This window comes from Streptomyces sp. NPDC050264, from assembly GCF_040655895.1.
Classification (GTDB): Bacteria; Actinomycetota; Actinomycetes; order Streptomycetales; family Streptomycetaceae; genus Streptomyces.
In genome coordinates this window covers 231,413-241,824 of the sequence record NZ_JBFAKV010000012.1, presented here as the reverse complement: position 1 = coordinate 241,824, position 10,412 = coordinate 231,413, and the positions used below count along the sequence as shown (strand labels likewise).

Here is a 10,412-nt window from a genome sequence, read left to right as displayed (position 1 = left end):
TGACCCGGCCCCCACCGTCAAACACCCCCACCTCTTCACACTCTTCCCCACCCCCCCGCTCTTCCTATGGGGCCGGTGGGCGACGCGCGTCACCCACCGGCCGGCCCGCGGCACCGGCTAGCTCAGGGTCTTGAGCGCGGCAGCGGCGTCGTACGGCTTCAGCTCGTCGAAGCGGCCTCCGAGGACCTTCGCCGCCCACTGCGGGTCCTGGAGCAGGGCGCGTCCGATGGCGACCATGTCGAACTCGTCGCGCTCCAGGCGGTCGAGGAGATCGTCGATGCCCTTGACCTCGGAGCCCTTGCCCGCGAAGGCGCCGATGAAGTCGCCGTCGAGACCGACGGAGCCCACCGTGATGGTGGGCTTGCCGGTGAGCTTCTTGGTCCAGCCCGCGAGGTTGAGGTCCGAACCGTCGAACTCCGGGTTCCAGTAACGGCGGGTGGAGGCGTGGAAGGCGTCGACGCCGGCCGCGGCGAGCGGGTTCAGGATCGCCTCCAGCTCCTCCGGGGTCTCGGCGAGCCGCGCATCGTACGCTTCCTGCTTCCACTGCGAGTACCGGAAGATCACCGGGAACTCGGGGGAGACGTTCGCGCGGATCGCGGCGACGATCTCGGCGGCGAACTGCGCGCGGGCCACCGGGTCGCCACCATAGGCGTCGCCGCGGCGGTTCGTGCCGGCCCAGAGGAACTGGTCGAGCAGGTAGCCGTGGGCGCCGTGCACCTCGACGCCGTCGAAGCCGATGCGCTCGGCGTCCTTGGCGGCCTGCGCGAAAGCACCGATGACGTCGTCCAGGTCGGTCCGGGTCATCGCCTTGCCCATGCCCTCGGTACCGTCGATACGGAGGCCTGAGGGGCCGACGGGCGGGGCGTCGGCGAAGGGCGGCTGCCCCGGCTTGCGCACCATGCCGATGTGCCACAGCTGCGGCACGATCGTGCCGCCCGCCGCGTGCACGTCCTCGGCGACCTTCGCCCAGCCGGCCAGCTGCTCCTCGCCGTGGAAGCGCGGCACCCGGTCGCTCTCGCCCGCCGACGCGTGGCCGACGTACGTCCCCTCGGTGACGATCAGGCCCACGCCCGCGCCGGCGCGCCGGGAGTAGTAGGAGCGGACGTCCTCGCCGGGGATGCCGTCCGGCGAGAACATGCGCGTCATGGGCGCCATCGCGATCCGGTTCGGCACGGTCAGACCGTTCAGGGCGACGGGCCGGGACAGAATCTCGGCGGCGCGGGAAACGGGCGACACAGCGTCAGTCACAGAATGCTCCTAGTAGGTACCAGTCGGTATGTGCATTAGGCATGCAATCTCCCGTGCCAACCGACCCGCCCTCCGGGGCATTCCGTCGCTCCGGGTGCACTCCCCTGTGATCCCGGCCACGGCGTCGGGCGCGGTGTGCCCGTGCGCCACGCGTAAGGTGCCGGTGATGAACAGACGGTGGTGGGGTTCCGGCGTAGCGGTGGTGACCGTCGCGGCAGGTCTCGGGGTCCGGTCGTGGACCGGCGGGGACTTCGCGAAATACGCGGGGGATGCCCTCTACACCGTGCTGGTGTGTGCCGTCGTGGTCGTGGTGGCGCCCCGACTGCGGCCCGCTGTCGCCGCCGGCATCGCGCTGGGATTCAGCTGGGCCGTGGAGCTGCTGCAGATCGTGGGAATCCCGGCTGTGCTCCAGCCGCTCCTCGGGGCCACCTTCAACGCGCCGGATCTGTTCTGGTACGTCGTGGGATCGGCCCTCGGGTGGTGTCTCGCCGCGCGAGGGTGGCACCGCCGGGCCGGCCACGCGACTGTCCCTCCTCGCGGTCGTCCCGTCCGGAGCGTCGACTGACCAGCCTCTCCGCTTCGGCCGCGCACCTGCGCGGCGGTGTCGGCGCTCCCCCCACCGCTGTCGCCACTGCGGTCGGGCCTCCGCCGACGCTGACGGTGCTGGTCGGGATGGGGGTGTGGAGCACCGCCACGCTCATGTCGGGGTCGGTGTCGCCGGTGTTGGCGACGTAGGCGCGGGTGCTGATCGGGTGCACTGCCGCCCCCTGTGGGCTCGCTCCGACCGGGATGGTGGTGGTCACTGTATTGCTGCCGGTGTCGATCGCCGAGACGGTGTTGCCGCCGGTGTCGGCGACATAGACGCGTGTGCCGTCGGTGGTCGCCGCGACTCCCTCCGGGTAGGTGCCGACGTCGTTGATCGTGGTGACCACCGCGCCGGTAATGGTGTAGATCACCGACACGGTGCCGACATCGGTGTTGGCGACGCAGACGCAGACGCAGACGCAGACGCGGCCCTGGCCGGGCGCGGCGGCCGCCGGTTCCGGCGACACCCTCGCAGTCGCCGGCACGCCCTGCCTCTGTCCGCCGTCGACGGCACCGTCCATGGGTTCGGGACCCTGGTCCACGTTCAACGCTTCTTTTCAACAGGGCAGGACGCCCGACACGGCGGAATCGGCGGACTGGTCTCTGCTCGTGGTGAGAGGCGACTTCCTCACACCGGGCCCCACCACGCCTCGGATCCCGCGCACATCACCACGGCGACCCGCGCTCGGGAGCCATCCCCTCCCGCGCCTCGACACCCCACCACCTCCATCCAGCCAGAGCCCGACCCTCCCTCGCCCGGGGCCGTCGAGTCCGCGTCCGGGTGGCCAGTACACTCGGCGGCTGTGGCGGACACTCAGTACGAAGACCTGTTGGAGCTGGTACTCACCTCCGGGACGGCCAAGGCCGACCGGACGGGCACCGGCACCCGGAGTGTCTTCGGGCATCAACTGCGCTACGACCTCTCGCGGGGGTTCCCGCTGGTCACCACCAAAAAGGTGCACCTCAGGTCGATCGTGCACGAGCTGCTGTGGTTCCTGCGCGGCGACTCGAACACCGGCTGGCTGCGCGAGCACGGTGTCACCATCTGGGACGAATGGGCCGACGAGAACGGTGACCTCGGCCCGGTCTACGGCGCACAGTGGCGCTCCTGGCCCACCCCGGACGGCAGCCACATCGACCAGATCAGCGACGTGCTCACCACGCTGCGCAGCGACCCGGACTCCCGCCGGATGATCGTCTCCGCCTGGAACGTCGCGGAGCTGAGCAAGATGGCTCTCGCGCCGTGTCACGCCTTCTTCCAGTTCTACGTCGCCGACGGCAAGCTCTCCTGCCAGCTGTACCAGCGCAGCGCGGACCTGTTCCTCGGCGTCCCGTTCAACATCGCCAGCTATGCACTGCTCACGCACATGGTGGCGCAGCAAGTCGGCCTGCAGGCGGGCGACTTCATCTGGACCGGCGGCGACTGCCACATCTACGACAACCACATCGAGCAGGTGGCCGAGCAGCTTTCGCGCACCCCGTTCGAGTTCCCCGAACTGCGTCTGCGCCGTGCCGACTCGCTGTTCGACTACGCCTTCGCCGATGTGGAAGTCCTCGGCTACCGGCATCACCCGGCGATCAAGGCCCCTGTCGCGGTGTGAACGACTGAACGTTTGAAGGCCTGAACGTCAGGTCTCGCGTTCAACTCCTCGCGAACACAGCTCTGTTCGCACCGTTCTTGGTTTCATCTCTTGACGGCGATGGTGCAGACCTTTAGGTTCCGGGTCGCCACAGTTTCACGAGTGCGCTCGCTGTTCATCTACGTGAACGAGCGTGCGCGCTCGTACGCAGCCGTACGCAAGGTCAGCGTCACCCAGGTCAACATCGAGACACCCCCATAGCCGACCCCCATGAAAGGCTGTGATCCTCCGATGACCGGACTCAGACCGTCCCTCACGCGCTCGACGGTGCTGCGCGGGGCGCTCACCACCGCACTGCTCGCCTTCTCCGCAGGTGTCTTCGGCGCCGCACCCGCCTCCGCCGCCACCGGCACGATCACCGGCCTCGCGGGCAAGTGTCTCGACGTGGCCGGGGCGAGCGCGGCGAACGGCACGGCCGTACAGCTCTACGACTGCAACGGCACCACCGCCCAGCAGTGGACGGTCGGCTCCGACGGGACGATCAGGGCTCTCGACAAGTGCCTTGATGTCACCGGCAGTTCCACGGCGAACGGGGCCAAGCTCCAACTGTGGGACTGCACGGGCGGCGCGAACCAGAAGTGGTCGGTCTCCGCCGCCCGCGACATCGTCAACACCCAGGCCGACAAGTGCGCCGACGTCACCGGCAACACCTCGGCGAACGCCACCCCCGTCCAGATCTGGACCTGCACCGGCGCCGCCAACCAGAAGTGGACCGCGCCCACCGGGGGCGGCACGACCCCCGCCGCACCGATGGCCGTCGCCCCGTACCTCTACAACGGCTGGGGCAACCCGCCGAGCCCGACCACGGTCATGAACGCCACGGGCGTCAAGTGGTTCACCCTCGCCTTCGTGCTCAGCAACGGCTACTGCAACCCGCAATGGGACGGCAGTCGTCCGCTGACCGGCGGCGTCGACCAGCAGACGGTCAACACGGTGCGGGGGAACGGCGGCGACATCATCCCGTCGTTCGGCGGCTACAGCGGCAACAAGCTGGAGAGCTCCTGCTCCAGCGCCGGCGAGCTGGCGGGCGCGTACCAGAAGGTCATCAACGCGTACGGCCTGAAGGCGATCGACATCGACATCGAGGCCGACGCGTACAGCAACCCGACGGTCCAGCAGCGCACGGTGGACGCGCTCAAGACCGTCAAGGTCAACAACCCGGGCATCAAGGTGTACGTCACCATCGGCACCGGTCAGTCGGGACCGGACACCAGCCTTGTCAACCGCGCCGCGAACTCCGGTCTCAGTGTGGACAGTTGGACGATCATGCCGTTCGACTTCGGCGGCGCGGGGCAGAACATGGGCACGCTCACCCAGCGGGCCGCAGAGGGCCTCAAGACAGCTCTCAAGAACGCCTACGGCTACACCGACGACCAGGCGTACCGGGACATGGGCATCTCCTCCATGAACGGGATCACCGACAACAACGAGACCGTCACGCCCGCCGACTTCCAGACCATCCTCGCCTACGCGCAACAGCACCACCTGGCGCGGCTGACGTTCTGGTCCGTCAACCGGGACCGTCCGTGCACCGGCGGCGTCGCCGACAGCTGCTCGGGTGTGTCCCAGAGCAACTGGCAGTTCACCGGGATCTTCGCCAAGTACACCGGCTGACGCACTCGCTCCGCTCGCTCACCCCCCACCACCACAGGAGAAGGCCGTGCCCAGTCCTGTTCCCAGATCCGTACCCGGTTCCGTGTCCAGATCCGTACACAGATCCGTACACAGAGGCAAGAGGCTCTCCGGTCGTCGCCGGATACCGAGGGCCCTGACCGTGGTCGCGCTCCTGGCGACCGCCGTGACCGGCACCGAGTTCGCCGCACAGGGCGCGGCGAGCGCGCAGCCCACGGCAGCCGCCGCGATACCGGCCGGGTACACCACCGTGGTCAACAAGGGCAGCGGCAAGTGCGTCGACGCCCGCGCGGCCGCGAGTGCCGACGGCACCGCCGTCCAGCAGTACACGTGCAACGGGAGCACCGCCCAGAACTGGCAGCTCGTGGCCACCAGCGGCGGCTACTACCGCGTGAACAGCAACTTGGACGCTACAAAGGCCTGGGATGTCACCGACGTCTCCACCGCCGACTCCGCGGCCGTCCAGCTGTGGACGTACTCCAGCGGCAACAACCAGCAGTGGCTGCCCGTGGCCGAGGCCGACGGCGCCTACCACCTCGTCAACCGCAACAGCGGGAAGTGCCTCGACATCCCCAGCGCCTCCACCGCGGACAGCGTGCAGCTGGCGCAGTACACCTGCAACGGCACCGCCGCGCAGTCCTTCACCCTGGGTGGCGGCACGACGAACCCTCCGGGCACCCCGGACTTCGGCCCCAACGTGACGGTGTTCGACCCGTCGATGCCGGCCTCCAGCATCCAGTCCAAGCTGAACTCGGTCTTCGCCCAGCAGGAGACCAACCAGTTCGGCTCGGCCCGCCAGGCCCTGCTGTTCAAGCCCGGCACCTACAGCGCCAACGCCAACGTCGGCTTCTACACGCAGGTAGCCGGCCTGGGCTTCTCGCCGGACGACGTGACCATCAACGGCTCCGTGCACGCGGAGGCCGACTGGTTCCAGGGCAACGCCACCCAGAACTTCTGGCGCGACGCCGAGAACCTGTCGGTCAACCCCACGGGCGGCACCGACCGCTGGGCCGTCTCCCAGGCCGCCCCGTACCGGCGCATGCACGTGCGCGGCAACCTCGCGCTCGACGACGGCGGCTGGTCCAGCGGCGGCTTCATCTCCGACACCAAGGTCGACGGGCAGATCCGGTCCGGCAGCCAGCAGCAGTTCCTCACCCGCAACGCGCAGATGGGCAGCTGGTCCGGCTCCAACTGGAACATGGTCTTCGTCGGCGACCAGGGCGCACCCGCCCAGTCCTTCCCGACGTACACCAATGTCGCCGCCTCACCCACGATCCGCGAAAAGCCGTTCCTCTACGTCGACAGCGCGGGCGCCTACCAGGTGTTCGTGCCCGGGCTGCGGTCCAACGCCGTCGGCACCACGTGGAGCGGGAAGACTCCGGCGGGCAAGTCCCTTCCGATCGACCAGTTCTACATCGTCAAGCCCGGAGCCACCGCGGCCGACATGAACACGGCCCTCGCGGCGGGCAAGAACCTGCTGGTCACCCCCGGCGTCTACCACCTCAACCAGACGATCAACATCACGCGCCCCGACACGGTGGTGCTGGGCATGGGCCTGGCCACCTTCGTACCGGACGGCGGGATCACCGCCGTCAGCACTGCCGACGTGGACGGCATCCAGCTGGCCGGCCTGCTGATCGACGCGGGCACCACCAACTCCCCGACACTGATGCAGATCGGCCCGGCCGGTTCGTCCGCCACGCACGCGGCCGACCCGATCCAGCTCTCCGACGTCTTCATCCGGATCGGCGGCGCCACCAACGGCCGGGCGACCAACTCACTGGTGATCAACAGTGCCGACACGATCATCGACCACACCTGGATCTGGCGGGCCGACCACGGCAACGGCGGCACGGTCGGCTGGACCACCAACACGGCGGACACCGGCCTCGTGGTCAACGGCAACAACGTGACCGCGTACGGCCTGTTCGTCGAGCACTTCCAGAAGACCCAGGTCATCTGGAACAGCAACGGCGGCAGAACGTACTTCTTCCAGAACGAGATGCCCTACGACCCGCCGAACCAGGCCTCCTGGATGAACGGCACCGGGAAGGGCTACCCCGCTTACAAGGTCGCCTCCTCCGTCACCAGCCACGAGGCATGGGGGCTGGGCAGCTACTGCTACTTCAGCGCCAACTCGAGTGTGGTCGCCGACCGCGCCTTCGAGGTGCCGAACGCCTCGGGGGTCAGGTTCCACGACATGGTGAGCGTCTCGCTGGGCGGCACCGGAACCATCAGCCACATCATCAACAGCACCGGAGGGCCGTCCAACTCCGGCACGAACGTCGCCTACCTCACCAACTATCCGTAACCTGCGCGGAAAGGATCGACCGGCAGATGCAATCCATCAGATGCGGTTCCGCCCGCGTGGCCCTGCGGGTGCTCCTGCTCCTTGCGACGCTGCTGGCCCTTGCGGCACCGCCCGCCGCACGGGCGAGCACGGCGGCGACGCCGTTCAAAGTCCTCGCGCTCTACAGCGGCACGTGGGACGCGGCGCACATCGACTTCGACAAGGAGGCGAACGACTGGTTCCCGAAGCAGGCCACGGCGAACGGCTTCACGTACACCGCCAGTAAGAACTGGGACCTGCTCGCCAACGGCGGCGTGAACTCCTACCAAGTCGTGCTGTTCCTCGACGACCTGCCGCAGACCACAGCCCAACAGGCGGGATTCGAGCGGTACATGCGAGCGGGCGGCGCCTGGATGGGCTTCCATGTCTCGGCCTTCACGACCGACGCGGCGGGCTGGCCGTGGTACCACAACCAGTTCCTGGGCAGCGGCAACTTCAAGTCCAACACCTGGGGCCCGACAACAGCGGTCCTCAAGGTCGAGGACCGTACGCAGCCGGCCACCCGGAACCTGCCGGCCACGTTCACCTCGGCGGTCAGCGAGTGGTACAGCTGGTCCGACGACCTTCGGCAGAATCCGGACATCAAGATCCTGGCCTCCGTCGATCCCAGCAGCTTCCCGCTGGGCACGGATCCCGACCAGTCCTGGTACAGCGGCTACTACCCGATCCTGTGGACCAACACGAAGTACAGGATGCTGTACGCGAACTTCGGCCACAACGCGATGAACTACGACACCAACACGCGCTTGTCGTCGACGTTCGCGAGCGAGACCCAGAACCGGTTCCTCCTGGACGGGCTGAAATGGCTGGGAGGGGCCGCCGGTGTGACCCGTCCGTGAGCCCGCGTCCACCCCTTGCGCTCGTCATGGCACTGGCGGGGCCGAGTGGCCCCGCCAGGTCGGATGGCCGGCCCGTCTCCTACAGCCGGTCGCCGAACGCCTCCGCCAGGACGCGCCACTGGGCCCGCGGCAGCTCGGCACCGGGCCCACCGGGCTCCAGCACCTGGAGCGCGACGTGGTCGGCGCCGGCGTCGAGGTACTCCCGCGCCCGGGTCTTCACCTGCTCGGCGTCACCAAGAGCGAAGAGGGCGTCGAGCAGACGGACGCTGCCACCGCCCTCGAAACCGAGATCGGAAAAGCCCAGACGCAGCAAATTGTCCGTGTAGTTGGGCAACGACAGGTACCTCCCCAGCACGGTGCGTGCGGTGGTGCGGGCCCGGTCGAGATCGGTGTCCAGCACCACGGACAGCTCCGGGGCGAGCAGAGCGTCGGAACCGAGGGCCTCGCGTGCCTGTGCCGTGTGCTCCGCGGTGACCAGGTAGGGGTGGGCTCCCAGGGAGCGACCGGAGGCGAGTCGGAGCATCTTCGGTCCGAGTGCCGCCAGGATGCGATGACCGGCCGTCACGGGTGGCGCCGCAGCGTCGAGCGTGTCGAGATACCCGACCATCGCGCTGTAGGGCTTCGCATAGTTCTTCACCATCGGTCCGTGGCTGACGCCCAGGCCGAGGACGAACCGGTCGCGTTCGCCCGCCTCCAGGGCCGCGACCCGTCCGGCGACCGCCTGGGCGGTGTGGCTCCAGATGCTCAGGATGCCGGTGGCCACGGTGATGGTGCGGGTGGCGGCGAGCGCGGCTGCCGCGTCGTCGGCGGAGGGGCTCGCGCCGAGCCACAGCGTGCCGTACCCCAGCTCTTCGAGTTCGGCGGCCGCTTCCGCCATGGCGGCCCTGTCCGCAGGGCCGGCTGTTCGCTGCGCGTTCAAGGCGCCGCTCCAGATACCGATCCGCCCGAATGCCTTGCGCGCCAGAGAAGTCATGGTGTGATCAACGGTGCCGGGCGCCGACTGTTCCCGCGCCGCGTCCACGAAGTGCGGGTGCTCGTGGTCGGGACACGTGTACGGCACCGGCACGGAGCCGGCGTGTGACCGGAACAGACCTCGGGGGCACCGCGGAGATAGGAGAAGGCAAGCACATGAGCAGCGTCTCGGACACCTCGCGAGCCCTGGTCCTGGAGGACTTCGGCACCCTGCCACGGCTCGCGCGGCGACCCGTCCCCGAGCCTCGCCCCGGCCACACGCTCGTCCGCATGGCGGCGGCGACCGTCGCCCACCTCGACCTCAACATCCTGGACGGACAGTTCGGCATCCTGCCCGAGTTGCCCTTCGTCCCCGGCACCCAGGGCAGCGGTTACGTCCTCGACTCCGGCCTCCACCCCGAGGGCGCGCTCGTCCGCGTACGCGGTGAAGGCCTTGGACTCAGCCGCGACGGGGCCTGGGCCGAGCACATGCTCGTTCCGGACGCCGCCGTCGAGGTCATGCCCGCGGGCGTCGACCCCGCCCTGGCCTGCAGCTACTTCTCCCCGGTCGGCACCGCGTGGGCCGCCGTGCACCCGATCGCTCAGGTGCGGCCGGGCGAACGGGTCCTGGTCACCGGGGCATCCGGCGCGGTCGGCGGCATGGCCGTCCAACTCGCGGCGCGGGCCGGCGCCGACGTGGTCGGCGTCGTCGGCCGCCCGGCCAAACTGCCGCATGTCCCCGCACCCGCCAAAGCGGTCCTCGCCCCCGACCTCTCCGCCGAGACGATCGGCGGCACCGTCGACGTGCTCATCGACACCGTCGGCGGCACGATTCTGCGCGACGCGCTCGCCTTGGTACGCCCCCGCGGCCGGGCCGCGCTTCTCGGCTACACCGCGGGCCGCGAACTCACCGTGGACCTCGCGGAGTTCTTCCTCGCGGACGTCGCGCTCCTGCCCGTCAACATGATCACCCGCGGCGAGGAGATCGCCGCCGACATCCTGCCCCTCCTCCCGGAGCTGTCCTCCGGAGCGTTGTCGCTGCCGCATGAGCGCTACGGCATGGACGCCCTGGATCAAGCGGTGGAGCGGCTGCGCAGTGGTGACGCGGTGGGCAAGGTGGTGCTCGGACTCGGGGCCGTCCGTGGAGGCCACAGCTAGGCGGTTTCG

Annotated in this window: 7 protein-coding genes and 2 pseudogenes; 6 read left to right on the top strand and 3 right to left on the bottom strand. The window is 69.1% G+C overall.

Annotated features, from left to right (window positions below; all coding sequences use genetic code 11):
- Positions 1–117 precede the first annotated feature (117 nt).
- Entirely contained in the window at positions 118–1,248 is a 1,131-nt protein-coding gene (locus tag AB0J02_RS23340) for an NADH:flavin oxidoreductase (protein ID WP_363195655.1), read from the bottom strand.
- 28 nt (positions 1,249–1,276) lie between these two features.
- On the opposite strand from AB0J02_RS23340, the pseudogene AB0J02_RS23335 reads away from it, so the two are divergent.
- A pseudogene (locus AB0J02_RS23335) lies at positions 1,277–1,654 on the top strand (DUF2809 domain-containing protein); the annotation flags it as partial.
- Between the two features lie 25 nt (positions 1,655–1,679).
- Here the strand turns inward: AB0J02_RS23335 and AB0J02_RS23330 are convergent.
- Complete coding sequence (locus tag AB0J02_RS23330; RefSeq protein WP_363195654.1) at positions 1,680–2,375, bottom strand: YncE family protein; 696 nt, start codon at positions 2,373–2,375, stop codon at positions 1,680–1,682.
- Between the two features lie 261 nt (positions 2,376–2,636).
- Between AB0J02_RS23330 and AB0J02_RS23325 the strand changes: the two genes are divergently transcribed.
- The 4 genes and pseudogenes from AB0J02_RS23325 to AB0J02_RS23310 all read left to right on the top strand — a co-directional run.
- The gene (locus AB0J02_RS23325) at positions 2,637–3,434 is read left to right on the top strand and encodes a thymidylate synthase (RefSeq protein WP_363195653.1); all 798 of its coding nucleotides are present in this window, start codon (positions 2,637–2,639) and stop codon (positions 3,432–3,434) included.
- 270 nt (positions 3,435–3,704) lie between these two features.
- Positions 3,705–5,087: a ricin-type beta-trefoil lectin domain protein gene (locus AB0J02_RS23320; RefSeq protein WP_363195652.1), complete on the top strand. Its 1,383-nt coding sequence runs from the start codon at positions 3,705–3,707 to the stop codon at positions 5,085–5,087.
- Between the two features lie 160 nt (positions 5,088–5,247).
- Positions 5,248–7,416, top strand: a complete 2,169-nt coding sequence (locus AB0J02_RS23315; protein ID WP_363195651.1) for an RICIN domain-containing protein — start codon at positions 5,248–5,250, stop codon at positions 7,414–7,416.
- A gap of 26 nt (positions 7,417–7,442) precedes the next feature.
- Positions 7,443–8,270 (top strand): annotated as a pseudogene (locus AB0J02_RS23310) (ThuA domain-containing protein); the annotation flags it as partial.
- A 103-nt stretch (positions 8,271–8,373) separates the two neighbouring features.
- Here AB0J02_RS23310 and AB0J02_RS23305 read toward each other — a convergent pair.
- Positions 8,374–9,267 carry a TIGR03620 family F420-dependent LLM class oxidoreductase gene (locus tag AB0J02_RS23305; protein ID WP_363195650.1) on the bottom strand — a complete coding sequence of 298 codons (894 nt, stop codon included), beginning with the start codon at positions 9,265–9,267 and terminating at the stop codon, positions 8,374–8,376.
- 104 nt (positions 9,268–9,371) lie between these two features.
- On the opposite strand from AB0J02_RS23305, the gene AB0J02_RS23300 reads away from it, so the two are divergent.
- Positions 9,372–10,403, top strand: coding sequence for a zinc-binding alcohol dehydrogenase family protein (locus AB0J02_RS23300; protein WP_363195649.1), 1,032 nt, complete (start codon positions 9,372–9,374; stop codon positions 10,401–10,403).
- Positions 10,404–10,412 lie beyond the last annotated feature (9 nt).

Coding starts and splice junctions, on each gene's coding strand:
- AB0J02_RS23320 (WP_363195652.1), top strand. CDS start 3,705: ATGACCGGACTCAGACCGTCCCTCACGCGCTCGACGGTGCTGCGCGGG.
- AB0J02_RS23305 (WP_363195650.1), bottom strand. CDS start 9,267: ATGACTTCTCTGGCGCGCAAGGCATTCGGGCGGATCGGTATCTGGAGC.